We start from the raw sequence: 24,940 nt of genomic DNA, 5'->3' as shown, positions 1-24,940 counted from the left end.
CGGAATCAGCTTGGATGATAAAAGGTGCGGTTCGCCACGCTAAAGTCGTCTTGCGCATAGAAGTCGTCGCACTCGTACTGGCCGCCCATGGCGCGGGCTTCGCCGAACAACTGGCGTGCGCGCGGAATGTCCTGGGCGACGCCTGGCGCACCGGTGGCGTACAGGGACGCCAGGTTGTGCGCCGCGCAGGCGTCGCCGAGGGATTTGGCTTTTTCCAGCAAGGCTGCCGCCTCAAGGCCGCTGTGCGCTACGCCGTCACCCACGTAATGCAGCGCGCCCAGCAGCCCCAAGGCGGCGGGGCTGTTCGCCGCAACCAGCGGCGCCAGCATCGCCAGCGCTTCGTCAGTGGCCCAATTGGTGATCAGGCCAATGAGGGCAGCAAGCGCGGCGTGATCGGGATCCTGGCGCCTGGCGTGCAACATCGCGTGAAGCCGGCCCGTGAAAAGATCGTGCATACATAGTTCAGCCCATACGACATTACCCTCGGCATCGTGGAACAAACCTGCGTAGGAGCGCCTTCCGGCACGCACCCCACCGCTGCCGATCGAGAAGCCGCAAAACTCGATCGGGCTGTTCCAGCATGCCTCGTGCACAATGGACGTTTCGCGCTGCCCGGCGTCGATCGCGGTAAAGCGGGTGCTGGCGCACACCAGGCATTTGGGGGGCGCCTTGCGATGCCGCAGATGGTCGTACAGCCAGCGAAAATCGGCCTCCTCGATCTCCAGCAGGTCGTCAACGATGCCCTCGCAGGCGATGCGTCCGGGCATGCGCCGTAAGCCGGCGGCCGTATCGAACTCGCGAACGCCGGGAATGCGCTCGACCCATGACGCACCCTCGCATGCATGGCACCACACCGGCAGCAGCAGCATCTGGCTGAAATGAGCGCCGCCGCATCCGCCCGCATCCGGCAAATCGGTGTACGAGCGCGCTATCGCCGGAAACGCAAACTCCTGCGCGCAGCCGGTGCATTTCATCGGGTTGTAACGGATGTTCATGGCGTGGCCGGCGCCGCGAACAATACCTGGCCGTGCCACGCCATGCTGCGCCACGGGTGGCCGCGGGTGCCCAGCCACTGCGCGAGCCTGGCCTCGTCGAAAGCCACGCCAAGGCTGTCGGCGCGCGCGCCGGCGATCCATTGCTGGCGCCCGCGCGCGAGCGCCGCGCCGAACTCGCGCCAACTGCCGAAGCAATCGCTGGCGCGCTGCGCGTTCTGGTACAGCACCTCCCATTGCAGCGCTGGATCGAGCCAGCCGAGCAAGGTCGCGCTGCGCACCGCAAAGGCCACCCGCGCCGAGGCGAACGCCATCGCCGCGCGCGCATCGTCCTCGGGGCGCAGGCGCTCAAGGTCGATGCGGAACCACTGCCGCCGCAACAGGTCGGGCAGTGCGGCGCGGATGGCGTCGTCGTCGATGTTGGCGCGCAGGCCGAGGATATGCAGCAGGCTGGCGCGCAGGGCTTGCGCCTGTTGCGGCGTGAGCCCCGGCGCTTTGGGATTGGCGAAGGCGGCCAAGTCGCGTGCCTGCGCAACCGGGTGTGCCAGCGCCAGCGCGCGGTTCTGGCGCGCGTCGAACTTGTAGCGCAGCTTGGCGCTGCCGGGTTTTTTGGGCGGACGGCTTTTGAGCAGACGTTCGACTCCGGCGTAGATCATCCACCCGAACACGCCGATGATGGCCAGCGTGATCATTGCGCGCTCCTTACCGCGTGCGCCACACCCGGATCCAGCGCGAGACCCTGCAACTGCTCGGGCGCGCGCGCGGCGGCGATCCACTGGGCCAGCACCGACGGCGCTTGCAGGCGCGCGAACAGGGCGGGGAAGTGCCGGGCCACGAACAGCTGGTCGGCCTCCCCGCTGGCATCGTCCACCATGGCCCAGCCCGAGGGCAGGCGCACCATGCCCATCGCGAGCGCGTCCGGCGGCGTGTGGACGTCGCTGTCGACACTGCGCAAAAACGCCAGCAGCTCACTGTGAAAACGCTCCACCGGCGGACGATTGAGCTTGCCCTTGATCTGGTCGAAGCGCAGGCGGCCGTCGTCGGCCACGTGGGCGCTGATGGTGATATGCGCATGGCCGTTGCCGCCGCGGTAGCTGAACAGGCGCATCCGGCCCGCTTCGCAGGCCGCCGCGTAATGCTCGCCGTAGCCGCCGCTCAGGGCGCGCCGGTCGCTGAACTGGCCCAGGCAATGGCGCATCGCCTGGCTTTCGAACGCCATCTCCGCGCGTAGCAGCGGGCTTGATGGCAGCAGTTCGAGCACGCTGCCGGCCTCGCCCTGCCAGCGCGTGGCGACCGCCCCCGGCTGATGTTCGCGCCAGCCGGCCGCGCTCTTCGCTTCGAACGCGGCGTGTTCGGCGCTCCACAGCGCCAGCGCCTGGCGGCAGTTGATGCGCTGTAGCTTGCCGTCGAGCGCGGTGCCCTGGCGCGCACCCAAGAATTCGACCAGCTTCGCTTCCGTCGCGAGCAGTTCGGGGCCGGCGGGCGCGACCCACCACATGGCCCCGCCCGCGTCCTTGCCCAGGCGCGCTGTCACCCATGGCGGCACGGCGGCGGGTGCGAACAGGGCGCGCGCCTGCTCGCTCGACGCAATGCGCACCAGCGCCGGTTCGGGCGCGTCCAGGTTGCCGACCGCGTAGCGGAAGAAGTGGTTGGCCAGCCACTCGGCCACGTCGGGCGCGTCGCCGCGCTGCGCGCTGCGGCGGACGATGGCGTCCTTGAGCGCCGGGGCATTGACCACGTCGCGCGCGCCGTAAGCGCTTTTGCCGGACTGGATTGCCGCCATTGTCAGCGCTTCCGCCACAGCGGGGCCACGTCCCGCAGGCGCTGGCATTCTTCCAGGCCCTCGCGGATCGCCTTGTGCTGCAACGCATGCCAGGGCTGGCCCGGCTTGACGTAACGCAGTCCATCCTCGTACATCGCTTGCGCGCGTTCGACCTGGCCTGCGCTGAGCAAGGTGCCGGCGGCCATGCGGCGCGACAGGCGGCGTACGCCCTCCATGGTGTCGGCATGGAAGTGCTGGCTTTCCAGCGACGTTTTCAGGGAGGCGGCGATCAGCTCCCTGTCGATGCCGGCCTCGATCCGCTGCTGGAAGGCGGCTTCGGCCTGGTCGAGCCAGGCGTCGAGCCGGCTGCCGCTGACGATAACGGGTGCGCTATTCATGCTACCAGAGCTTCCACCACGGCTTGGCCTCGCGCTGCAGGCGCTTGCAATCCTCGAGGTTCGCGAGGATCGCCGTGCGCTGCGACTCATGCCAGGCGTCGCCCGACTCGATATAGCGCAGGCCATCCCGGTACATCGCTTGCGCGCGTTCGAACTGGCCCAGTTTGCACAGCGCGTCGGCCGCGATGCGGCTGGTATAGGGAGAACCGGCCTCCGGCACCGACGGCAGCACGCTTTCCAGGCGCAGGCTGGCGTCGTCCGGCTGCGTCTGCGCCATGTAGTACAGCACCGATACCAGCGCGCGCGTGTAGCGGCTCCGGTACTGCGCGCGCTCGCCGTCGTCGACGCTGGTCCACCAGTCGTCCAGGCGCTGCAGCCAGATGGCGATGTCGGTGTCGCGTCCGAGGCGGTGCAGGGCGGCGGCGGTATCGTCGATGTAGTTGGCCGGATCGTGCCGGCTGTAGCCGTGGTCCGCCGAGAAGTGCCACAGCTGCTCGGCGCTGTCGACCACGGCGCTGTCGTTGCCTAGCTTCCGGTGGCAATTCAGCACGCCCTGATAGTGTTCCGAGAACGGGCTCGAGACGATGCCTTTGTGGTGCAGGGCCAGCGCGGCGGCGGCATCGGATTTGTCGTAGCGGTAGTAGATGGCCAGGTTATTGCACAGCATCGAGTAGGAGTGTGCGTCGCCGTCGCCCGGATGGCCCCTGCCGCTGGCGACAAACGCTTCGAAGCAGGCCAGGCCGGTCTCGTAGTAGCGCGCGGAGAGCGCCTTGACCGGTTCTTCCGGCGCCGCCATGTCCTTGGGCAGCACTTCGTCGAGTTGGGATGCGAGCCGCACGGCGACGTTGTAGCAGGACAGGCCGTTCGACGCCGGCATGAATGGCATGGCCAGCGCCGCCTCGGGGCCGTGCACGCGCATGCGCGCCACGATCAGCTTGAAGACGACTTGCGATTGCATCAGCGACGGGTCGCGCGCCGCGGATTCCAGCAATGGCAAGGCGCGCTGGTAGTCTTGCGCCGATGCGATCAGCCACAGTGCTTCGACCGCGTCGGCGGCCGGGTGCGCGCCGCCCTGGGCGCGCGCCAGCGCCAGATGGCGGCCGATGAAGCTGGCCTCGTCTTCGTTGCCGCGCACCTCGGCGGTGGCGTCGGCCATGGCGGCGCAGGCCAGCGCCAGATGCCAGTATGGCTGGTGCGTCGTGCCGTCGGCGGCGGCGCGCATCGCCGCGCCGGCCGCATGCGGCGCCGACACCTGGCGTTCGTGCAAGACCGATTCGAAGGCCAGGCGCGCCGCCGCGTCGTGCCGTCCCGCTTCCAGCAGCCAGTCGAGCATTTGCACGCCGACGTGGTCGCCGTCGTCGGCGAGCAGGGCGACACGGCCCAGGGCCAGTTTTTCCAGCGCCTGGTCGAGCGCGCCTTGCTGGTGCAGGGCGCGTGCCTCGAGGCGGGCGATGCGCACATCGATATCGCGGCGCGCGAAAAACACGGTGGTCGCCGGGATGTGCGCGCGCACCTGCGCCGCGATGCCGTCGATCGCGTCGGGCATGACCCACGCCAGCGCATGGCCGGCGCGCAGCCAGTCGTTGTGGTCGAGATCCTGGTCCGCCGCCGCCCCGGCCAGGATGCCGATGGCGCGTTCGCCCGCCTGTCGCGCCAGCGCCGCGTCGCCCTCCATCGCGAAGCTTTGCGCCTGGCGGATCGCCAGATGCGCATCGTCCCAGGCGCGGTACGCTGCGCGCTCAGGGTCGGCGCGCTGCAAGGCGTTGCGCGCTTCGGCGCAGCGGCGCGTGGCGCCGTGCGCCGCGTTCAGCGCGCTCTCTTCGTCCAGATACGCCCAGGCCCGGTTGTAAGCGAGGCAGTCCGGTAACGACACCAGCAGCGCCAGCGCGGCGTCGAAGGCGGCCTGCATGGCGCCGGCATCGCCCTGCGCGATGCGCGCTTCTACGCGCCAGAGGGCCACGCTGACCTCCCATGCATCCCGTTCGGCATCCGGCAGAGCGGCCAGCGCCGCGCGGCCGTCGCCGTCGAGCAGGCGTAGCGCGGCCGCCGGGTCGACCGCGTTCATCCACAGGCGGAACAGGCGGTGCACGCCGTTCATGGTGTCGGCATGGAAGTGCTGGCTTTCCAGCGCGGTTTTCAGGCCGGCCCCGATCAATTCGGGGTCGAGCTCGGCCTCGATCTGCTGTTCGAGGGCGGCTTCGGTCTGGTCGAGGTAGGCGTCGAGCTGGCTGGCGCTTAAAATATTCATGGGTGGGATGCTGGTTGTGCGCTCAAAAATGAACTGTCAATTATCGTCTTAATAACACTTTTGAGCAATAGGAAAGATTGCTTTGATGTACATAGGCGCTGTTTTTCCGGGCGCGCCGGCGTGCCGCCATGACCAGATTTTCCACCAGGGCTTGACTGCGCGCCGCAGGTCCTCGCATTCGCCGATGCGTTCCAGGATCGCCGCGCGCTGCGCGCCAGCGGACGCCGCTGTCGATCAGGGCCGGGTAGTCGCGGCTGTCGCGGTGGCAGTTCACCACGCCCTGATAATGCTCGGTGAATGCGCTGGCGGCGAGGCCCTTGCGATGCAGCGACAAGATGGTTGCAGGGTCGGCCTTGATCTGGCGGTAGTGGATGGCCAGGCCGTTGCACAGGTGCGAAGTTGCCTTTAGTCTACAATTAAACTTGTATATATGTAAATAGATGATTCTATTTCATCCAGATCGGTAGGTCCCGCTGGCGGCATGATCCTGTCAAAAATGGTAGGCTGGCCGTATCAATCAACCTCATGCGAGGTGACATCATGATCATGCTGAAAATTGCCGTGTTGCTGGCGGCGTCCCTGGCCGCAGGCGACGCGGTGGCGCACAAGGATGGTGTGCCGGCCGCGCCTGACGCGCCAGCCAAACATGCCCGGGCCAGGCCCGAACCGGCCAAGCCCGTGCCGCCCAAAAAACCGCCGCCCAAACGCCGCGCCGTGCAGCAGATCGTCGACGGCATGCCCGCCTACGGCCCGCGCCTGAGCGCGCAGCCGGCGCTGCCGGTGAGCCCGCAGCCGGCGCCATCCATGGCCGTCCCGGCGCCGATCGCGCCGCCGCCGGCCGTGATCAGCCGCTGCGACGCCGGCGGCTGCACCGACGTCAACGGCACCCGCTACAACGGCGCGGCCGGCAACAGTGTGATCGGCCCGCAAGGGCGCTCATGCACCAACAACGGCGGTGTAATTCAGTGCTTTTAATGCGGCGCGACTGGTGTTTTCCTGGAAAAGTTCGCTACAATCCGGTTAATTGACGTTTACGTAAACGTCAAAAGAACCGATAAGAGAAAGAGGACACCATGCAAATTCAGGACAATGTATTCATCATCACGGGCGGCGCATCGGGCTTGGGCGCGGCGACGGCGCGCATGATCACCGAAGCGGGCGGCAAAGTGGTGCTGGCCGACGTGCAGGTCGAGGCGGGCGAAGCGCTGGCTGCTGAACTGAAGGGCAAGTTCGTCAAGTGCGACGTCACTTCCGAGGCCGACGGCCAGGCCGTCGTCGCCGCCGCGCTCGCCATGGGCACCCTGCGTGGCCTGGTCAACTGCGCCGGCGTCGCGCCCGCGGTCAAGACCGTGGGCAAGGACGGCCCGCATCCGCTGGAAGTGTTCCAGCGCACCGTCAACATCAACCTGGTCGGCACCTTCAATATGGCGCGCCTGGCCGCTGACGCCATGGGCAAGACCGAAGCGATGGATTCGGGCGAACGCGGCATCATCATCAATACCGCCTCGGTCGCGGCCTTCGACGGCCAGATCGGCCAGGCGGCGTACGGCTCGTCCAAGGCGGCGGTGGCCGGCATGACCCTGCCGATGGCGCGCGACCTGGCCCGCAGCGGCGTGCGCGTGATGACCATCGCCCCGGGCATTTTCGAAACCCCGATGCTGATGGGGATGCCGGAAGAAGTGCGCGGCGCCCTCGGCAACATGGTACCTTTCCCGCAGCGTCTCGGCCGTCCCGCCGAATACGCGCACCTGGCCCGTGCGATCATCGAAAACACCATGCTCAATGGCGAAACCATCCGTCTTGACGGGGCGATCCGCATGCAACCCAAGTAAGTCATTTACTGTACGATAGCGGGATCGGACGCGCGGCTCCAGTGCAGGAGTCGCGCGTTTCTCATTGGAGAATCCATGCTCAGGTTGAAGTGCCTTCCTTTCGCGCTGCTCGTGTTCAGCGCCCCCGTGTTCGCCCAGGATGCCGCCGTGCGCCCGGCCGACGCCCCCGAAATCCACACCGGCTACGCCGACAAATCCGGCTGGGCCGCCAAGAAATTCATGGTCGCCGCCGCCAATCCGCTGGCGGTGGACGCCGGCTACCAGATTTTGCGCAAGGGCGGCAGCGCGATCGACGCGGCGATCGCCACCCAGTTGATGCTGACCCTGGTCGAGCCGCAATCGTCCGGCATTGGCGGCGGCGCCTTTTTGATGCATTACGACGGCAAGAACGTGCAAGCCTTCGATGGCCGCGAAACCGCGCCCGCCGCCGCCGACGAGCACCTGTTCCAGAACAAGGACGGCACGCCGGTCTCGCGCAGCGCCGGCGTGGTGGGCGGCCGCTCGGTCGGCGCGCCGGGCGTGCTGCGCATGCTCGAAATGGCGCACCGCCAGCACGGCAAGCTGCCCTGGAAGGCCCTGTTCGCGCCGGCCATTGCCATGGCCGACCAGGGTTTCGCGGTCAGCCAGCGCCTGAACGGCATGCTGATGTTCGACCAGCACCTGCGCAAGGACCCGGTGGCCGCCGCCTACTTCTATGACAAGGATGGCAAGCCCTGGCCGATCGGCCATGTGCTGCGCAACCCGGCGCTGGCGAGCACCCTGCGCGCCATCGCCGCCGGCGGCGCCGACGCCTTCTACAAGGGCCGCATCGCCAGGGACATCGCGGCCAAGGTGGCGGGCCATCCGACCAATCCGGGCCTGTTGACGGCGGCGGACATCGCCGGCTACCAGCCCAAGGTGCGCGTGCCGGTCTGCAGCGACTACCGCGCCTACACGGTGTGCGGCATGCCGCCGCCATCGTCGGGCGGGATCGCCGTGGCGCAGATGCTCGGCATGCTCGAAACGAAGGACATGCGCGCCTACGCGCCGGTGAACGGCGTGCTGGGGCTTGAAGCGGTGCACCTGTTTACCGAAGCGGGCCGCCTGGCCTACGCCGACCGTAACCGCTACGCGGCCGACACCGATTTCGTGCCGCTGCCGGGGCGCGGCATTCCGAGCCTGATCGACAAGACCTATCTGCGCCAGCGCGCCGCCCTGATCGGCGACAAGTCGATGGGCACGGCCAAAGCCGGCACGCCGCCGGGCATGGAAGTGGCATGGGGGCTGGACAACGCCATCGAAACCGCGTCCACCTCGCACTTCGTGGTGGTTGACGGCAAGGGCGCCGGCCTGTCCATGACGACCACGGTGGAAGACGCGTTCGGGTCGCGCCAGATGGTGGGCGGCTTCATCCTCAACAACCAGCTCACCGATTTCTCCTTCGATTCGGCCGATGCCAGCGGCCCGGTGGCGAACCGGGTGCAGGCCGGCAAACGCCCGCGCAGCGCCATGTCGCCGACGGTGGTGTTCGACCGCCAGAGCGGCAAACTGGTGCTGGCGGTCGGTTCGCCCGGCGGGCCGGCCATCATCAACTACGTGGCCAAGACCCTGGTCGGCACGCTCGACTGGGGCCTGAACGTGCAGCAGGCCATCAGCCTGCCCAACTTCGGCAGCCGCAATGGCCCGACCGAACTGGAAGCCGGGCGTTTCAGCCCGGCCGTGCAAGAGGAACTCAAGGCGCGCGGCCACACCCTGCGCAGCTACGAGATGACCTCCGGCCTGCATGGCGTGCAGCGCATCCTGATCCACGGCGAGCCGTGGTGGTTCGGCGGGGCCGATCCGCGCCGCGAAGGCGTGGCCAAGGGCGACTGAGAGGGAAAGTCAAGCTATTGTAAAAAGTGTACAGGCCTTAAGTTTCTCCCGCAAGGCGGGCAGACCCTGATACGCTTGGCGGATGGAAACGGAACCAAAAACGGGCTTGATCCTCACCGGCGGTGGCGCGCGCGCCGCCTATCAGGTGGGGGTGCTGCAGGCGATCTCGCAAATATTGTGGGAGGCCGGCTGGCGCCCTGCGCGCAATCCCTTCGATATCATCTGCGGCACCTCGGCCGGCGCGATCAACGCCGTGGCCCTGGCCTGCCGCGCCGATAACTTCGGCGAGGGCGTGCAAAAGCTGCTCGACGTGTGGGAGAACTTCCGCGTCGAACAGGTCTACCGGGCCGATTCGCTGGGCGTGCTGCGCTCGGGCGCGCGCTGGCTCTCGCTGCTCTCGTTCGGCTGGCTGCTGCGCAAATGGCGCGCCGCGCCGCCGGCCTCGCTGCTCGACAACACCCCGCTGGTAGGGCTCTTGCACCGCATGCTGGACCTGCCGCGCTTGGACGCGGCCATGTCCGACGGCCTGCTGCATGCGCTGGCGGTGACCGCCTCGTCCTACACCGCCGGCAACCACATCACCTTTTACCAGACCGCCGCCGACATCGCGCCGTGGGTGCGCATGCAGCGCATCGCCCTGCAGGACCAGATCGGGGTCGAACATTTGCTGGCCTCGTCGGCGATCCCCTTCATCTTCCCGGCCGTGCCGCTGTACCTGGGCAGTCACCGCGAGTTTTGCGGCGACGGCTCGATGCGCCAGCTGGCGCCGATCTCGCCGGCGATCCACCTGGGGGCCTCGAAGGTGCTGGTGGTGGGCGCCGGGCGCCTGACCGAGCCGACCCGCGACACGCCCGGCCAGGCGCGCTATCCGAGCCTGGCGCAGATCGCCGGCCACGCCATGTCCTCGATTTTTCTCGACAGCCTGGCGGTCGACATCGAGCGCCTGAACCGCATCAACCTGACCCTGTCGCTGCTGCCGGAGGAGTACCGCAGCAAGATGCCTTTGAAGCCGGTGGAACTGCTGGTGATCGCGCCCTCCGAACGGCTCGACGTGATCGCCAGCCGCCACACGGCCAGCCTGCCGGCTCCGATCCGCACCATGCTCTCGGGGATCGGCGCGACCGAAGCGCGCGGCTCGGCGCTGGCCTCGTACCTGCTGTTCGAATCGAGCTACACCTGCGAACTGATCCAGCTCGGCCAGCGCGACACGCACGCGCGCCGCGCCGACGTACTGGCCTTTTTTGGCTCCTGAGCCTTGTCGATGCAGCCCACCGCCATGGAGAACCTCATGAAAGCACTGATTGTCGACGACGACGTCGTCTCGCGCATAGCGCTGATGGACCTGCTGTCGGTGTACGGCATTTTCGACCTGGTCGAAGCCGAAGACGGCGCCGCCGCCTGGGACCTGCTGGCAGCGGGCCTGCATCCGGTGATCGTGTTTTGCGACGTGCGCATGCCGAAAATGTCGGGCATCGCGCTGCTCGAACGCATGAAGGCCGAGCCGGCGCTGGCCCAGGTGCCGTTCGTGCTGGTGTCGTCGGCCTCCGACCGCGACACCGTGCTGCAGGCGGTGACCCTGGGCGCGGTCGGCTACATCCTCAAACCGCTGCACGCGGCCGAAGCGCGCGCGCACCTGGAGAAAATCTTCCGCATCACGCTCGACAAGCTGGCCGAAGACCCGGCCACCACCATGCGCCGCCTGAACATCGGGCCGGACCGGCTGGCCGCCTACCTGGCCGCGTTTGGCGAGCAGTTGCTGGCCGGACGGCCCGCCATCGTCGCGCTGCTCGACGCCGGGGAGGGCGCCGACGCCCGCCTGCGCATCGATTCGGTGCACACCGGCTGCATGACGCTGGGCCTGTGGCACGTGGCCTCGCAGCTCGATAGCGCGCGCCGCGGCCTGCCCGACGCGCGCACCGTGGCCATGGTGCTCGGCGAAGTGAGCGAGTCGGTGCGGCGCCAGCTGAACCGCCTGCGCGCCGGCATGCCCGACGAAGGAGCGCTTGCCTGAACCCGATCCGCCGCCTGCGCGCGCTGTGCGCGGTGCTTCTCGTGCTGTGCTGCCTGCCGTTCGCGGGCAGCCAGGCCGCGCCCGCGCGCACCCTGCGTTTCGAGCACCTGAGCGTGGAACAGGGCCTGGCCCAGGAATCGGTGCTGGCGGTGGCGCAGGACGCCGACGGCTTCATGTGGTTCGGCAGCCAGGCCGGCCTGTCGCGCTTCGACGGCTACCGCGTCACCACCTACCGCAATGTGGTCAGCAATCCGCGCAGCCTGGTCAACAACTGGGTGCGCGTGCTGCACGTGGACCAGAGCGGGCGCCTGTGGATCGGCACCGACGGCGGGCTTGACCGCTTCGACCCGGCCACCCAGACCTTCATCCATTACGCGCCGGACGAACCGGTCAAGCGCGGCAACGGCAACCGGCACGTGCGCGCCATCGCCGGCGACGGCCGCCAGGGCCTGTGGGTGGGCACCAGCGACGGCCTGCAGCATGTCGACATGGTCAGCGGCCGCTTCAAGGTCTGGCACCACGTGCCCGGCGACGAGGGCAGCCTGGCCGACGACCAGGTCAACGCGCTGGCGGTCGACAAGGGCGGGCGCGTGTGGGTCGGCACTTCGTCCGGGGTGGACAGCCTGGCGGTAGGCGCGCGCGCCTTCGAGCACCATCCGGCCCCTGGCCTGGACCACAAGAACAATATGGTGCAGGCCTTGCTGGTCGACGCCGGCCAGACCCTGTGGATCGGCAGCCTGGGTGGGCTGGAAAGCTGGAAGATCGGCAGTCCCGCCGCGCAACGGCGCCGCCTGGGCGCGCCGGACGGCCTGCGCTCGGGCTACATCACCACCCTGTATCAGGACCAGGACCGCAACCTGTGGGTCGGCAGCCATACCGACGGCCTGTATCGCTGGCAGCCGGACACGCGCCGCTTCGCCAACTACCGCCATCTGCCGGGCGACAAGCACAGTGTGGCCGACAACCAGATTTCGGCCATGTACCGCGACCGCGTCGGCACCTTCTGGGTCGGCACCTGGTACGCCGGCGTGAGCCGGGTCGACTTGAACAGCGGCGGCTTCGCGCGCATTGCGCGGCATGCCGAAATTCCCGATACCCTGTCCGACAACAAGGTGCGCGCGATCGCCGCCGCCCCCGAAGGCGACCTGTGGCTGGGCGCGAACAGCGGCTTGAACCGGCTCGACCCCGAGAGCGGCCAGGCGCGCCTGTACCGGCACGACCCGGATAATCCGAACAGCCTGGCCGGCATTCCGGCCAGCGCGCTGGCGCACGACAAGGATGGCATGCTGTGGATAGGCAGCCATTCGGGCGTGGCGCAGTTTGATCCGGCCAGCGGCAATTTCACGCGCCAGTCGTTCGCCGAGGGCGACCCGGACCGCAACCATATCCGCGGCATGCTGTCCGACCGCGCCGGCATCATGTGGATCGCTTCGCGCGGCGGCCTGCACCGGCTCGACCCGGCCACGCGCGCCGTCGTCACCTACCGCCACGACGCGGCCGACAGTTCCAGCCTGGCCGACAACGTGGTGCGCCCGCTGCTCGAAGACCGCCGCGGCCAGCTCTGGATCGGCACCTTCGACGGTCTCGACATGCTCGACCGCGCCACCGGAAAATTCCGCCACTTCCGGCACGACCCGGCCAACCCGGCCAGCCTCAGTCACGACGAAGTGCACTATCTGCACCAGGACAAGAAGGGCGCGCTGTGGGTCGGCACGGCGGCCGGCTTGAACAAGATGACGATCAGCCCGGGCGCCGGCGGCGCGGTCACCTTCCGCCGCTACACGGTGGCCGATGGCCTGGCCGACGACGCGATTGCCGCCATCCTGGAGGATGAAGACGGCAAGCTGTGGATCAGCACCAATACCGGCATCTCGCGTTTCGATCCGCTCACCGGCATTTTCCGCAACTACAGCGCCGGCGACGGCACAATCGAAGGCGCCTATTTCGACGGCGCGGCCCTGCGCGCGCCGGACGGCACCATGTATTTCGGCGGTTTCAATGGCGTCACCGCCTTCAATCCCAAGGCCATCAGCGACAACCTGATCGCCCCGCGCGCGGTCATCACGGGTTTTCAGATCTTCAACAAGCCGGCCGCACTGGCGCGTCCCGGCCTGTTCAAGGGACCGATCGAGTCGACCCGCGCGGTCACCCTGGGCGCGGCCGACTCGGTGTTCTCGCTCGAATTCTCGGCCCTGCATTACGCCGCGCCGCAGCGCAACCTGTTTTCGTACCGGCTGGAGGGCTTCGACCAGAACTGGGTCAACACCGACGCGACGCGCCGCTTCGCCACCTACACCAACCTCGATCCGGGCACCTACACCTTCCGCGTGCGCGCCGCCAACAAGGATGGCGTGTGGAGCGACGACAGCGCCAGCATGGTCATCACGATCCTGCCGCCGCTGTGGAAGACCTGGTGGTTCCGCACCCTGTCGGTGCTGCTGGTGCTGGGCAGCGCCTACTGGGCCTACCGCGCGCGCCTGTCGGGACTGCGGCGCCAGAAGGACCTGCTGGAAACCCAGGTCGGCGCGCGCACGGTCGAAGTCGAGCAGCAGAACCGCCTGCTGGAACGGCAGAAGCGCGAACTGGAAGCGCAGCGGCTGGACGCCGACAACCAGCGCGCCGAGGCCGAGCAGCGCCGCTTCGACGCCGAACGCCAGAAGGAAGAAGTCGAGCGCCAGAAAGAGAACGTGGAGCTGGCGCACCGGAACATCTCGGTGCTGTCGGAAATCGGGCGCGAGCTGACCGCCACGCTCGACATGGAAACCATCATGAGCACCGTGTACCGCCACGTGCACCATCTGATGGATGCGCGCATCTTCGGCATCGGCTTTTATCGCGAGGACGCCGGCGTGATCGAATTCCCGTTCGCGATGGACCAGGGCGTGCGCAGCCAGTTCTATACGCGCCCGCTGGACGACCCGCACCAGTTCGCGGTGTGGTGCCTGAAGCACCGGCGCGAAGTGTTCATCAACAACCTCGATGTCGAATACGTGCGCTACCTGGACGCCGAGCAGAGCGCGGTGCCGATCCCGCCGCTGCGGGTCGACGGCAGCCCGCGCTCGCTGCCGGTGGCGATGATGTACGTGCCCTTGATCGTCAAGGAACGCATGATGGGCGTGCTGTGCGTGCAGAGCGTGGAAGTGAACGCGTATCACCGCGTGCACCTCGACATGCTCAAGACACTGGCCGCGCACGCGGCGGTGGCGCTCGATAATGCGCGCGCCTACCGCGAACTGGAAGAAACCCAGGCCCGCCTGGTCGAGCAGGAACGCCAGGTGCGCCTGAACACAGTCGAACTGGCGCAGGCCAACGAAGCGCTCAAGGAAAACGACGAGCGCCTGCGCCTGGCCAAGCAGAAGGCCGAAGACGCCACGCGCCAGAAGTCGGAATTCCTGGCCAATATGAGCCACGAAATGCGCACGCCGCTGGCCGGCGTGATCGGCATGCTGGGGTTTGCGCTGCGCGACGGCCAACTGCAGGAAAGCACGCGCGAGCAGATCCTGCGCGGGCAGGCCAACGCCCAGTCGCTGCTGACCATCATCAACGACCTGCTCGATTTTTCAAAGATCGAGGCGGGTAAACTCACCATCGAGAACATCGACTTCGCGCTCACCGCCGCCGTCGAAAACGTGGTCAGCCTGTTCGAGGAGCAGGCCGCCGCGCAGAGCGTGGGCTTCAACGTGGCGCTGGCCGACGACCTGCCGCGCTTCGTGGTGGGCGACCCGACCCGCCTGCGCCAGGTGCTGGTCAACCTGGTCGGCAATGCCTTCAAGTTCACCAACAACGGCGCGGTGCGGCTCGCGGTCGAACGGGTGGCGCCGGGCGCCGGCAGCGCCGCGGGCGTCAACACCATCCGTTTTTCGGTCAGCGACAGCGGCATCGGCATCGCGCCGGACGCGCTGGAGCGGCTGTTCCAGAAGTTCGAACAGGCCGACAGCACCACCACGCGGCGCTACGGCGGCACCGGGCTGGGACTGGCGATCTGCCGCCAGCTGGTCGATCTGATGGGCGGCTCGATCAGCGTCGACAGCACCGAAGGCGTGGGCAGCACCTTCAGCGTGCTGCTGCCGCTGGCCGACGGCGTGGCGCCGCCGATGGTGCCGCACGTGCCGCGCGAGCCGCACAGCCACCGCCTGAAAGTGCTGTGCGCGGAAGACTTCCCGACCAACCAGATCATCATCCGCATGATGCTCGAAGACCTGGGGCACAAGGTCGATATCGCCGACAATGGCCTGCTGGCGGTGGCGGCGTGCGCGCGCACCCGCTACGACCTGATTCTGATGGACGGGCGCATGCCCGAGATGGACGGCGCGTCCGCCACGCGCCTGATCCGCGCCGGCGGCCCGCCGGAAGCGCCGGTGCGCGACCAGGAGCTGATGATCGTGGCACTGACCGCCAACGCCAGCGAGGAAGACCGCAGCCGCTACCTCGCCTGCGGCATGGACGATTTCCTGACCAAGCCGATCGACGAAGCGGCCCTGCATCATCACCTGAGCCGCGCCATCGAACGCCAGCTCCAGCGCGGCATCAGTCTGGCGCCGATGCCGCAGCCGCGCGTGGAACGCCCGCCGAGCACCTCGGAGCTGGACGCCATGTTCGGCGTCGACACCGGTCCGGCGCCGCTGGCGGGACCGGCCGCGCACAACGCCGGGCGCCGCGCCAGCGACCTGAAGGCGCGCATGCGGGCCGCCTTTGCCAGCGACCTGCCGGGCCGCCGCGCCGAGCTGGAAGAGGCCATCGTGATGCACGATGCCGAGACGGCGGGGCGCCTGCTGCACGGTTTCAAGGGCAGCTCGTCGTACCTGGAAGCGACCGAACTGCACCAGTTGTCGGGCGAGATGGAAGAAGCGGCCGACGCGCGCCGCTGGGACGCCATCGCCGCGGCCATGCCGCGTCTGCGCGAACTGCTGTCCGCATATGACCATGCCTGACCGGCCGTGCCTGACCGGCCGTGCCTGACCGGCCAGGAGCTAACCCGCTATGCATATGCTGTAGTATTGGCGTATAAGCTATTGGGATAGGCTGGAGAAGGATGTTTTGCGGCGTTGCTGCGTACGGAGGTGGCCAAATGAAGGTTCTGGTGGTGGATGACGACATCGTATCGCGCATGGTGCTGATGCACCTGATCGACTCCTGCGGTAAGTTCGAAATCCTCGAAGCGGAAGACGGCGCCGACGCCTGGGACCAGCTTGAGAACGGCTTGCGCCCGGCGATCTGCTTCTGCGACCTGCGCATGCCGCGCCTGTCGGGCATGGACCTGCTGCAGCGCGTGCGCGCCGACGGCGCCCTGGGCACCATGCCGTTCGTGCTGGTCTCGTCGGCCACCGACCGCGATACGGTCGACCAGGCCAGCGGCCTTGGCGTGTCGGGCTACATCGTCAAGCCGTTCCAGGGCGAGCAGGTGCGCGAGCACATGGCCGGCCTGACCGGGCGTGATCCGATCGCGGTGGCGCCGCGCGCCGAAAAACCGCAGGCGACCCTGCTGCGCCTCGGGATCGGGGCCGAACGCCTGATGGTCTACCTGGGTGGACTGCAGTCGCAGGTGGCGCTGGCTGGCACCGACATCGCCGACCTGCTCGAACGCGGCGACGACGGCGCGGTCCATGTGCGCATCGAACGCCTGCACGCCGGCTGCCTCACCCTTGGGCTGAACGGCGCGGCCGAAACGCTCAAATCGCTGCCGCCGGGCGCGCTCGACGCGGCCCAGGTCAAGCTGGCGCTGGCCGAAGTGGTGCGCTCGGCGATGCACCAGAGCGAAGCACTCAAACGCACCGGCGGAGCTTCCTGACGCCGATGCGCGAAAGCGCTTGATGTTGCGATAGTTTAGGTCTAAAGTATCTCTCGGTGAACGACGGATATTTTCTCGGGACGACCATGACACAATCGAATACATCGCCATTGAGCGCTTCGGCCTACCAGGACGGCTTTGCGCGCGAACATTTGCCGCCGCCGGGCCAATGGCCCGCGTTTGTATTCGACCTGCCCGAACTCCACTACCCATCGCAGCTGAACTGCGCCGCCGAACTGCTCGACGCTGCCGTCGAAGGCGGGGCGGGGGAGCGTATCGCCATCGTCGGCGAGCACGAAAGCTGGACCTACGCGGAACTGCAGCGCCGGGTCGACCGCATCGCCTACGTGCTGCGCGCCGACCTGGGACTGGTCACCGGCAACCGCGTGCTGCTGCGCGGGGCGAACAACCCGATGATGGCGGCCTGCCTGCTGGCGGTGTTGAAAGCCGGCCTGATCGCCGTGCCCACCATGCCGCTGCTGCGCGCGCGCGAACTGACCGCCATTGTCGACAAGGCCAATGTGGACGCGGTGCTGTGCGCGGCCAGCCTGCGCGGCGAGATCGACGCCGTCTCCGCCTTGCCGCGCCATGTGGTGATGTTCAACGATCCCGATAACCCGGCCTCGGTCGAGGCCATGATGGCGCGCCACCCGGTGCCATTCGCCGCGCACGCCAGCGCCGCCGACGATGTGTGCCTGATCAGTTTTACATCGGGCACCACCGGCATCCCCAAGGGCACGATGCATTTTCACCGCGACGTGCTGGCCATTTGCGACTGCTTCCCGCGCCATACGCTGCAAGCGCGCGAAGACGATATTTTCATCGGCACGCCGCCGCTGGCGTTCACGTTCGGCCTGGGCGGACTGCTGCTGTTTCCGATGCGCGTTGGCGCGGCCGGCGTGCTGCTCGAAAAGCTGACGCCCGACACGCTCCTGGCGGCCATCGAAAAATACCGCGCCACGGTGTGCTTTACCGCGCCGACCTTTTACCGCCAGATGGTGCCGCTGGCCGCCAACTACAATTTGTCGAGCCTGACCCGCACGGTGTCGGCCGGCGAAGCGCTGCCGCTGGCCACGCGCGAAGCGTGGCAGGGCGCGACCGGGCTGCGCATGATCGACGGCATCGGCGCGACCGAACTGCTGCACATCTTCATATCGGCCGCGGGCGACGCGATCCGGCCCGGCGCGACCGGCAAACCGGTGCCGGGCTACCAGGCCTGCATTCTCGACGCGAACGGCCAGCAGGTGGGGCCGGGCGTGATCGGCAGGCTGGCGGTGAAAGGCCCGACCGGCTGCCGCTACCTGGCCGACGAGCGCCAGAAGGAGTATGTGAGCGATGGCTGGAACCTCACCGGCGACGCCTACGAAATGGACGCCGACGGCTATTTTTACTACCGCTCGCGCACCGACGACATGATCATCTCGGCCGGCTACAACATCGCCGGCGCCGAAGTCGAAGAGGTGCTGCTGCGCCATGAAGCGGTGGCCGAATGCGGCGTGGTCGGGCGCCCGTGCGAAGAACGCGGCCAGGTGGTGGAGGCGCATGTGGTGCTCAAACCCGGGTTCGATCCGACCGAGGCGCTGGCCACCCAGTTGCAGGATTTCGTCAAGCTGCAGATCGCGCCGTACAAATATCCCCGTTCGCTCAGGTTCATCGACAAACTGCCGCGTACCGAAACCGGCAAACTGCAGCGCTTCAAGCTGCGCCTCGCCTAGCGCCTCGCCTAGCGCGCTATCTAAACCCAAGACGAATCCCATGAATATTGTGTGTATCGGCGGCGGCCCCGCCGGACTGTATTTCAGCCTGCTCATGAAAAAGCAGGACCCGTCCCACCAGATCACCGTGGTCGAGCGCAACCGCCCGTACGACACCTTCGGCTGGGGCGTGGTGTTTTCCGACCAGACGCTGGGCAACCTGGTGAACGCCGACCAACTGACCGCGCGCGCAATCCTGCAGTCGTTCAATCACTGGGACGATATCGACATCTTCTTCAAGGGCGAAAAAGTCACTTCTGGCGGGCATGGCTTTTGCGGGATCGGGCGCAAGCGCCTGCTCAACATCTTGCAGCAGCGCTGCGAGGAACTCGGCGTGCGGCTGGTGTTCGAGAGCGACGTCGAGGACGACCAGGCGCTGGCCGCCCAGTATGGCGCCGACCTGGTGATCGCCTCGGACGGCTTGAACAGCCGTACCCGCAAACGCTACGCCGACACCTACCAGCCCGAGATCGAGGCGCGCCGCTGCCGCTTTGTGTGGCTCGGCACGCGCAAGAAGTTCGATGCGTTCACCTTCGCCTTCACCGAGACGGAGCATGGCTGGTTCCAGGCGCATATCTATCAGTACGATGGCGATACCTCGACCTTCATCGTCGAGACGCCTGAAGAGGTGTGGCGCCGCGCCGGCCTTGACCGGATGACGCAGGAAGAGAGCATTGCCTACTGCGAACGCCTGTTCGCCGACCAGCTGGACGGACATGCGTTGATGTCCAATTCGCCGCACCTGCGCGGGTCAAGCATGTGGATCACCTTCCCGCGCGTGGTGTGCGGGCAGTGGGTGCATTGGAATGGGGCTGTACCTGTGGTGCTGATGGGCGACGCCGCCCACTCGGCGCATTACTCGATCGGCTCGGGCACCAAGCTGGCGCTGGAAGACGCGATCGAACTGGCGCGCTGCTTCGGCGCGCACGCCGGCGCGGCGCAGGCGCTGGCCACCTATCAGGAAGTGCGCGCGGTCGAGGTGCTCAAGCTGCAAAGCGCGGCGCGCAATTCGATGGAATGGTTCGAGAACGTGGAGCGCTACACCGCCATGGAAGCGCCGCAGTTCGCGTACTCGATGCTGACCCGCAGCCAGCGCCTGTCGCACGAAAAACTGCGCCTGCGCGACCCGGAATACGTCGCCGGTTTCGAAGCCTGGATCGCGCGCCGCGCCTGCGAGCAGGCGGGCATCGAGGCGCCGCTTGGCGCGCGCGTGCTGCCGATGCTCACGCCCTTCAAGCTGCGCGGCGTCACGCTGAAAAACCGCATTGTGGTTTCGCCCATGGCGCAGTATTCGGCGCTTGACGGCGTGGCGGGCGACTATCACCTGGTGCACCTGGGCGCGCGCGCCCTGGGTGGCGCAGGGCTGGTGTTTGCCGAGATGACCTGCGTGTCGGCCGATGCGCGCATTACCCCGGCCTGTCCGGGCATGTACGCGCCGGAGCACACGGCGGCGTGGAAGCGCATCGTCGATTTCGTGCATGCCAGTTCGGACGCGAAGATCGCGCTGCAACTGGGCCACGCGGGACCGAAAGGATCGACCCGTGCCATGTGGGATGGAATCGATCAGCCGCTGGAAAACGGCAACTGGCCGCTGGTGGCAGCCTCCGATGAGCAGTACCTGGAGGGCGTGTCGCAGACCGCGCGCGCCGCCACGATGGCGGACATGGACCGCATCGAAGCCGATTTTGTGCGGGCCACGCGGGCGGCGTTTGAGGCCGGTTTCGACTGGCTGGAGCTGCACTGCGCGCACGGCTACCTGCTGTCGTCGTTCATTTCGCCGCTGACCAACCGGCGCGACGACGACTTTGGCGGCACGCTGGAAAACCGCTGCCGCTATCCGCTGCGGGTGTTCCGCGCGATGCGCGCCGCCTGGCCGGTGGACAAGCCGATCAGCGTGCGCATTTCGGCGCACGACTGGGTCGAAGGCGGCATCACCCCCGACGACGCGGTGCACATCGCGCGCCTGTTCAAGGACGCCGGCGCCGACATGATCGACTGCTCGTCGGGCCAGGTCAGCAAGCGCGAAAAGCCGGTGTACGGACGCATGTTCCAGACCCCGTTCGCGGACCGCGTGCGCAACGAGGCGAAGATTCCGACGATTGCGGTCGGCTCGATTTTCGAGGCCGATCACGCCAACAGCATCATCGCCGCCGGCCGCGCCGACTTGTGCGCGGTGGGGCGGCCGCACCTGGCCAACCCGGCGTGGACGCTGGCCGAGACGGCCAAAATCGGCTTTTCGGCGATCGCGTGGCCCAAGCCGTACCGGCCGGCCAAGCAGCAGCTGGAACGTAACCTGGAACGCGAACGCCAGCTGGCCGCCCTAGGTGCCGGCCTGACCCCGCAGCAGGTCGCGGCCAAGCTGCTGGAGGGCTGATGGACGAGATCAATCAAGACAACGGCAAGGAGAAGGACAATGCGGGTCTGGACCTGGCAAGCCGCCTGACGCAAGACCATCACCAGTCGCTCAAACTGTGGCTGCGCATGCTCTCGTGCACGGTGCGCATCGAGAACGAAATCCGCAGCCGCCTGCGCACGACCTTCGACATCACCCTGCCGCGCTTCGACTTGATGGCGCAGCTGGAGCGCCATCCGGACGGATTGCGCATGGGCGAACTGTCCAAGCGCATGATGGTCACCGGCGGGAACATCACCGGCATCACCGACCAGCTGGAGCAGGAGGCGCTGGTGGTGCGCGTGCCCGACCCGAAGGACCGGCGCGCCTACAGCGTCAAGCTCACGCGCGAGGGCCACATTGCGTTTGCCAAAATGGCGGTGGTGCACGAGGAGTGGATCGCCGACCTGCTCAAGGATATGTCGCCCGACGACAAAGGGCAGCTGATCGCGCTGCTCTCGCAAATGAAACAGCATCTTCAATAAGGAATACCATGCGTTACCTCCCAGGCCAGGCGCAGCAACTGCCCGGCAACCGCAGCGCGCTGGCGTCGTACCAGGCCAGTCATTTTCGTTTCGAGGTCGAGGGCGCGGTGGCGACCCTGACCCTGAACCGCCCCGAACGCAAAAATCCGCTCACCTTCGACTCCTACGCCGAACTGCGCGACCTGTTTCGCGCACTGGCCTATGCCGACGATGTGAAGGCGGTTGTGATCACCGGCGCGGGCGAGAATTTTTGTTCGGGCGGCGATGTGCACGACATCATCGGGCCGTTGACGCAGCTCGACATGCCGGGCCTGCTGGCATTCACGCGCATGACGGGCGACCTGGTGAAGGCGATGCGGGCCTGTCCGCAGCCGGTGATCAGCGCGGTCGATGGCATCTGCGCGGGCGCCGGCGCGATCCTGGCGCTGTCGTCGGACATGCGGCTCGGGACTGCGCGCAGCAAGACGGCGTTTTTGTTCACGCGGGTCGGTTTGGCCGGTTGCGACATGGGCGCCTGCGCGCTGCTGCCGCGCGTGATCGGGCAGGGACGCGCCGCCGAACTGCTGTACACGGGCCGCTCGATGTCGGGCGTGGAAGCCGAACGCTGGGGCTTCTTCAACAGCGTCAGCGAACCAGATACGCTGCTGGCCGACGCACAGGCGCTGGCCGCATCGCTCGCTACCGGGCCGACCTTCGCGCATGGCATGACCAAGAAAATGCTGCAGCAGGAATGGAATATGGGCGTGGACGAAGCCATCGAGGCCGAAGCGCAGGCCCAGGCCATCTGCATGGCGACCAACGACTTTCACCGCGCCTATCACGCCTTCGTGGCCAAGCAGCGCCCTGTGTTCGAGGGAGATTGAGATGGCTGACAAAACGTATCTGGACTGGCCCTTTTTCGACGCCAGGCACGCCGCGCTGGAGCAAAAGCTCGATGCGTGGGCCAGCGCCACTCTGGCGCCGACGCATGGACGCGATGTCGATGGCGCCTGCCGCACGCTGGTACGCCAGCTGGGCGACGGCGGCTGGCTCGATCATGCCGTGGGGACGATCGACACGCGCGCCATTTGCCTGATCCGCGAAACGCTGGCGCGCCACGATGGCCTGGCCGACTTTGCATTCGCCATGCAGGGCCTCGGATCGGGCGCCATTTCGCTGTTCGGCAGCGCCGCCAACAAGGATCGCTACCTGGCGCGCGTGGCGCGGGGGGAGGCGATTGCGGCGTTTGCGCTGTCCGAGCCGCAGGCCGGGTCGGACGTGGCGGCGATGCAGTGTGCGGCCGTGCTGGACGGCGACGCGTATGTGCTCGATGGCGAGAAGACCTGGATTTCAAATGGCGGCATCGCCGACTTCTACGTGGTGTTTGCTCGCACCGGCGAGGCGCCCGGCGCGCGCGGCATCAGCGCGTTCATCGTCGATGCCGATACGCCGGGATTCTCCGTGGCCGAACGGATCGAGGTGATCGCGCCGCATCCGCTGGCGCGCCTGCGTTTCGATGGCTGCCGTGTGCCGGCGTCGCAGCGCCTGGGCGAGGCGGGGCAGGGCTTCAAGGTGGCGATGGCCACGCTTGATGTGTTTCGCACCTCGGTCGCGGCGGCGGCGCTGGGTTTTGCGCGGCGCGCTTTCGACGAGGCGATCGCGCATGCCAGCACGCGCAAGATGTTCGGGCAGACCTTGGCCGACTTCCAGCTCACGCAGGCCAGGCTGGCCGAGATGGCGACCGGGATCGACGCGGCGGCGCTGCTGACGTATCGGGCGGCGTGGCAGCGCGACCAGGGCCGCAAGGTCACCAAGGAAGCGGCGATGGCCAAGATGACGGCCACCGAAACGGCGCAGAAAGTCATCGACGCGGCGCTGCAAATGTTTGGTGGGATGGGCGTGGTCAGCGAACATCCGGTGGAGCGGCTGTACCGCGAAATCCGGGCGCTGCGCATTTACGAGGGCGCCACCGAGGTGCAGCAATTGATCATCGCGCGCGAGCTGCTGCGCGAAGCCGCTCCGGCGCCGGAAGGGAAGGCATAGCATGGAATTTCTACAACCGCCGGGCTGGGCGCGCGCGCGCGGCTATTCGAACGGGGTGGCGGCCAGCGGACGCACGGTGTGCGTGAGCGGCATGATCGGCTGGGACGGGCAGGGCGTGTTCCACACGGATGACTTCGCCGGACAGGTGCGGCAGGCGCTGCAGAATGTGGTCGATGTGCTGTCCGAGGCCGGCGCACGGCCGGAGCATATCGTGCGCATGACGTGGTACGTGCTCGACAAGCATGAATATCTGGGCGCGCACAAGGAGGTCGGAGCCGCGTATCGCGATGTGATCGGCAGGCATTTTCCGGCGATGACGGCGGTGCAGGTGGCCGGCTTGATCGAGGACCGGGCGCGGGTGGAAATCGAGGTGACCGCCATCGTGCCGGACTGAGCCTGGTGGCGCGACGCATGCCGCGCGTGCGGGAACGGCAGGCGCGGAGAACGCGCATCCCATGCCAATCGTGCGCCCGTTGCGGGTGGATGCCGGGCGCCGTAATATGGCAGCATGGATCCGCATCCGACACCGTTTGAACGATGTAAGTGCAGCTCTTCGGCGCCCATAGCCGACCAGGACCGATCGCGCTTCGACCCGGTGGGGATCCTGATGAAAGGGCTGACGGCCATCATGGTCATCGGATTGATCGGGATATTTCTTTTTGGCGATATGTACCTTGATCAACCGCATGAGCTTGCCGAAGCGCGCGTCCAATTGGCCAATGAGCGTGCGGCGCATCAACAACTACCACAGCAACTACAACAGCAACTACAACGGTCACCTGCCACTTTGCCGCCCCGCGCAGCGCTGAGCTTCCTGTTTTTCGATTTGGTTCCCTTTGTTCGTCCCTTGTCTGATTCACGACAAAGCGCCTGTGAAAAGCGTCATGACGGCAATCGCACACGCCTACACTTGATGGCGCGGCGTGTGCCGAACCAACCGGGGAAGGTCGATGGCCATGAATGCCGTACCAAGCGGGCCGCCGGAGCCCGATAACAAACGTGCGCCCGGTGCGGGCGGTGGCGGACCGCCGCATGATGGCGGCACCGAACGCCGCCTCACCGCGCTGGAAACGCGTTTCGATACCATCTTGCCGACTTTGGCGACCAAGGCCGACCTGGGCGAGTTGCGCCTGGATATGGGAAAAATGCGATCCGAGCTGGTTGAGAGAATTGGTGCATCGAGCACCGAAATGCGTGGACAAACCAGCGCATTGGGCACCAGGCTGCATGAAAAAATCAACGGGCTGGGCACTGAATTGCGTGGGGAAATCAGCGCGTTGGGCACCGGGCTGCACGAAAAAATCAACGAGCAAGGCAGTGAATTGCGTGGAGAAATCAGCGCGTTGGGCACCGGGCTGCACGAAAAGATCAACGAGCAAGGCAGTGAATTGCGTGGAGAAATCAG

21 protein-coding genes are annotated in these 24,940 nt (G+C 67.1%); 15 read left to right on the top strand and 6 right to left on the bottom strand.

Annotation, left to right across the window (positions count from 1 at the left end; translation table 11 throughout):
- Window positions 1-5 precede the first annotated feature (5 nt).
- Genes F2P45_RS10385 through F2P45_RS10360 form a run of 6 tightly spaced genes read right to left on the bottom strand, consistent with a single transcriptional unit; the run spans window position 6 to window position 5,734 of the window.
- Complete coding sequence (locus tag F2P45_RS10385) at window positions 6-995, bottom strand: tetratricopeptide repeat protein (protein ID WP_166873872.1); 990 nt, start codon at window positions 993-995, stop codon at window positions 6-8.
- Entirely contained in the window at window positions 992-1,684 is a 693-nt protein-coding gene (locus tag F2P45_RS10380) for a DUF1266 domain-containing protein (RefSeq protein ID WP_166873869.1), read from the bottom strand. Before F2P45_RS10380 ends, F2P45_RS10385 begins: the two co-directional genes overlap by 4 nt.
- Window positions 1,681-2,775 (bottom strand): hypothetical protein, encoded by a 1,095-nt coding sequence (locus F2P45_RS10375; protein ID WP_166873866.1) that lies wholly within the window; start codon window positions 2,773-2,775, stop codon window positions 1,681-1,683. The genes F2P45_RS10380 and F2P45_RS10375 overlap by 4 nt, the downstream gene beginning before the upstream one ends.
- A 2-nt stretch (window positions 2,776-2,777) precedes the next feature.
- Window positions 2,778-3,152 (bottom strand): hypothetical protein, encoded by a 375-nt coding sequence (locus F2P45_RS10370; RefSeq protein WP_166873863.1) that lies wholly within the window; start codon window positions 3,150-3,152, stop codon window positions 2,778-2,780.
- Between the two features lies 1 nt (window position 3,153).
- Entirely contained in the window at window positions 3,154-5,400 is a 2,247-nt protein-coding gene (locus tag F2P45_RS10365; RefSeq protein WP_166873860.1) for a hypothetical protein, read from the bottom strand.
- 40 nt (window positions 5,401-5,440) lie between these two features.
- Window positions 5,441-5,734, bottom strand: coding sequence for a hypothetical protein (locus F2P45_RS10360; protein WP_166873858.1), 294 nt, complete (start codon window positions 5,732-5,734; stop codon window positions 5,441-5,443).
- A gap of 206 nt (window positions 5,735-5,940) precedes the next feature.
- On the opposite strand from F2P45_RS10360, the gene F2P45_RS10355 reads away from it, so the two are divergent.
- The 15 genes from F2P45_RS10355 to F2P45_RS10285 all read left to right on the top strand — a co-directional run.
- On the top strand, window positions 5,941-6,375 hold the full coding sequence (locus F2P45_RS10355) for a hypothetical protein (RefSeq protein ID WP_166873855.1): 435 nt from the start codon (window positions 5,941-5,943) through the stop codon (window positions 6,373-6,375).
- 98 nt (window positions 6,376-6,473) lie between these two features.
- Window positions 6,474-7,232 (top strand): 3-hydroxyacyl-CoA dehydrogenase, encoded by a 759-nt coding sequence (locus F2P45_RS10350; protein ID WP_166873852.1) that lies wholly within the window; start codon window positions 6,474-6,476, stop codon window positions 7,230-7,232.
- Window positions 7,233-7,307: 75 nt separating this feature from the next.
- A complete protein-coding gene (gene ggt / locus F2P45_RS10345) occupies window positions 7,308-9,083 on the top strand; it encodes a gamma-glutamyltransferase (protein ID WP_166873849.1) in 1,776 nt (591 codons plus the stop codon).
- An 82-nt stretch (window positions 9,084-9,165) separates the two neighbouring features.
- Window positions 9,166-10,335 carry a patatin-like phospholipase family protein gene (locus F2P45_RS10340; protein ID WP_166873846.1) on the top strand — a complete coding sequence of 390 codons (1,170 nt, stop codon included), beginning with the start codon at window positions 9,166-9,168 and terminating at the stop codon, window positions 10,333-10,335.
- Window positions 10,336-10,371: 36 nt separating this feature from the next.
- A complete protein-coding gene (locus F2P45_RS10335) occupies window positions 10,372-11,094 on the top strand; it encodes a response regulator (protein WP_166873843.1) in 723 nt (240 codons plus the stop codon).
- Between the two features lie 32 nt (window positions 11,095-11,126).
- Window positions 11,127-16,025, top strand: coding sequence for a two-component regulator propeller domain-containing protein (locus tag F2P45_RS10330; RefSeq protein ID WP_370663232.1), 4,899 nt, complete (start codon window positions 11,127-11,129; stop codon window positions 16,023-16,025).
- Window positions 16,026-16,162: 137 nt separating this feature from the next.
- On the top strand, window positions 16,163-16,882 hold the full coding sequence (locus F2P45_RS10325; protein ID WP_166873841.1) for a response regulator: 720 nt from the start codon (window positions 16,163-16,165) through the stop codon (window positions 16,880-16,882).
- An 86-nt stretch (window positions 16,883-16,968) separates the two neighbouring features.
- The gene (locus tag F2P45_RS10320) at window positions 16,969-18,597 is read left to right on the top strand and encodes an AMP-binding protein (RefSeq protein WP_229505013.1); all 1,629 of its coding nucleotides are present in this window, start codon (window positions 16,969-16,971) and stop codon (window positions 18,595-18,597) included.
- Between the two features lie 40 nt (window positions 18,598-18,637).
- The gene (locus F2P45_RS10315) at window positions 18,638-21,010 is read left to right on the top strand and encodes a bifunctional salicylyl-CoA 5-hydroxylase/oxidoreductase (protein ID WP_166873838.1); all 2,373 of its coding nucleotides are present in this window, start codon (window positions 18,638-18,640) and stop codon (window positions 21,008-21,010) included.
- Window positions 21,010-21,513 carry a MarR family winged helix-turn-helix transcriptional regulator gene (locus tag F2P45_RS10310; protein WP_166873835.1) on the top strand — a complete coding sequence of 168 codons (504 nt, stop codon included), beginning with the start codon at window positions 21,010-21,012 and terminating at the stop codon, window positions 21,511-21,513. The genes F2P45_RS10315 and F2P45_RS10310 overlap by 1 nt, the downstream gene beginning before the upstream one ends.
- Before the next feature lie 8 nt (window positions 21,514-21,521).
- Window positions 21,522-22,376, top strand: coding sequence for an enoyl-CoA hydratase family protein (locus F2P45_RS10305; protein WP_166873832.1), 855 nt, complete (start codon window positions 21,522-21,524; stop codon window positions 22,374-22,376).
- Between the two features lies 1 nt (window position 22,377).
- Complete coding sequence (locus tag F2P45_RS10300) at window positions 22,378-23,535, top strand: acyl-CoA dehydrogenase family protein (RefSeq protein ID WP_166873829.1); 1,158 nt, start codon at window positions 22,378-22,380, stop codon at window positions 23,533-23,535.
- Window position 23,536: 1 nt separating this feature from the next.
- Window positions 23,537-23,929, top strand: a complete 393-nt coding sequence (locus tag F2P45_RS10295) for a RidA family protein (protein WP_166873826.1) — start codon at window positions 23,537-23,539, stop codon at window positions 23,927-23,929.
- 213 nt (window positions 23,930-24,142) lie between these two features.
- On the top strand, window positions 24,143-24,529 hold the full coding sequence (locus F2P45_RS10290; protein ID WP_166873823.1) for a hypothetical protein: 387 nt from the start codon (window positions 24,143-24,145) through the stop codon (window positions 24,527-24,529).
- A partial coding sequence (locus F2P45_RS10285; protein WP_223164709.1) for an apolipoprotein A1/A4/E family protein occupies window positions 24,492-24,940 on the top strand: 449 nt, incomplete at its 3' end. The genes F2P45_RS10290 and F2P45_RS10285, both read left to right, overlap by 38 nt.

This window comes from Massilia mucilaginosa, assembly GCF_011682145.1.
Lineage (GTDB): Bacteria > Pseudomonadota > Gammaproteobacteria > Burkholderiales > Burkholderiaceae_D > Telluria_A > Telluria_A mucilaginosa.
The sequence above is the reverse complement of the archived record's forward strand: the minus strand, read 5'-3'. Positions and strand labels throughout refer to the sequence as shown.

Excerpts from the sequence above, each read along its gene's own strand:
- F2P45_RS10385 (WP_166873872.1), bottom strand. The coding sequence starts at position 995 with ATGAACATCCGTTACAACCCGATGAAATGCACCGGCTGCGCGCAGGAG.
- F2P45_RS10380 (WP_166873869.1), bottom strand. The coding sequence starts at position 1,684 with ATGATCACGCTGGCCATCATCGGCGTGTTCGGGTGGATGATCTACGCC.
- F2P45_RS10375 (WP_166873866.1), bottom strand. The coding sequence starts at position 2,775 with ATGGCGGCAATCCAGTCCGGCAAAAGCGCTTACGGCGCGCGCGACGTG.
- F2P45_RS10370 (WP_166873863.1), bottom strand. The coding sequence starts at position 3,152 with ATGAATAGCGCACCCGTTATCGTCAGCGGCAGCCGGCTCGACGCCTGG.
- F2P45_RS10365 (WP_166873860.1), bottom strand. The coding sequence starts at position 5,400 with ATGAATATTTTAAGCGCCAGCCAGCTCGACGCCTACCTCGACCAGACC.
- F2P45_RS10355 (WP_166873855.1), top strand. The coding sequence starts at position 5,941 with ATGATCATGCTGAAAATTGCCGTGTTGCTGGCGGCGTCCCTGGCCGCA.
- F2P45_RS10350 (WP_166873852.1), top strand. The coding sequence starts at position 6,474 with ATGCAAATTCAGGACAATGTATTCATCATCACGGGCGGCGCATCGGGC.
- ggt (WP_166873849.1), top strand. The coding sequence starts at position 7,308 with ATGCTCAGGTTGAAGTGCCTTCCTTTCGCGCTGCTCGTGTTCAGCGCC.
- F2P45_RS10340 (WP_166873846.1), top strand. The coding sequence starts at position 9,166 with ATGGAAACGGAACCAAAAACGGGCTTGATCCTCACCGGCGGTGGCGCG.
- F2P45_RS10335 (WP_166873843.1), top strand. The coding sequence starts at position 10,372 with ATGAAAGCACTGATTGTCGACGACGACGTCGTCTCGCGCATAGCGCTG.
- F2P45_RS10325 (WP_166873841.1), top strand. The coding sequence starts at position 16,163 with ATGAAGGTTCTGGTGGTGGATGACGACATCGTATCGCGCATGGTGCTG.
- F2P45_RS10320 (WP_229505013.1), top strand. The coding sequence starts at position 16,969 with ATGACACAATCGAATACATCGCCATTGAGCGCTTCGGCCTACCAGGAC.
- F2P45_RS10315 (WP_166873838.1), top strand. The coding sequence starts at position 18,638 with ATGAATATTGTGTGTATCGGCGGCGGCCCCGCCGGACTGTATTTCAGC.
- F2P45_RS10310 (WP_166873835.1), top strand. The coding sequence starts at position 21,010 with ATGGACGAGATCAATCAAGACAACGGCAAGGAGAAGGACAATGCGGGT.
- F2P45_RS10305 (WP_166873832.1), top strand. The coding sequence starts at position 21,522 with ATGCGTTACCTCCCAGGCCAGGCGCAGCAACTGCCCGGCAACCGCAGC.
- F2P45_RS10300 (WP_166873829.1), top strand. The coding sequence starts at position 22,378 with ATGGCTGACAAAACGTATCTGGACTGGCCCTTTTTCGACGCCAGGCAC.
- F2P45_RS10295 (WP_166873826.1), top strand. The coding sequence starts at position 23,537 with ATGGAATTTCTACAACCGCCGGGCTGGGCGCGCGCGCGCGGCTATTCG.
- F2P45_RS10290 (WP_166873823.1), top strand. The coding sequence starts at position 24,143 with ATGAAAGGGCTGACGGCCATCATGGTCATCGGATTGATCGGGATATTT.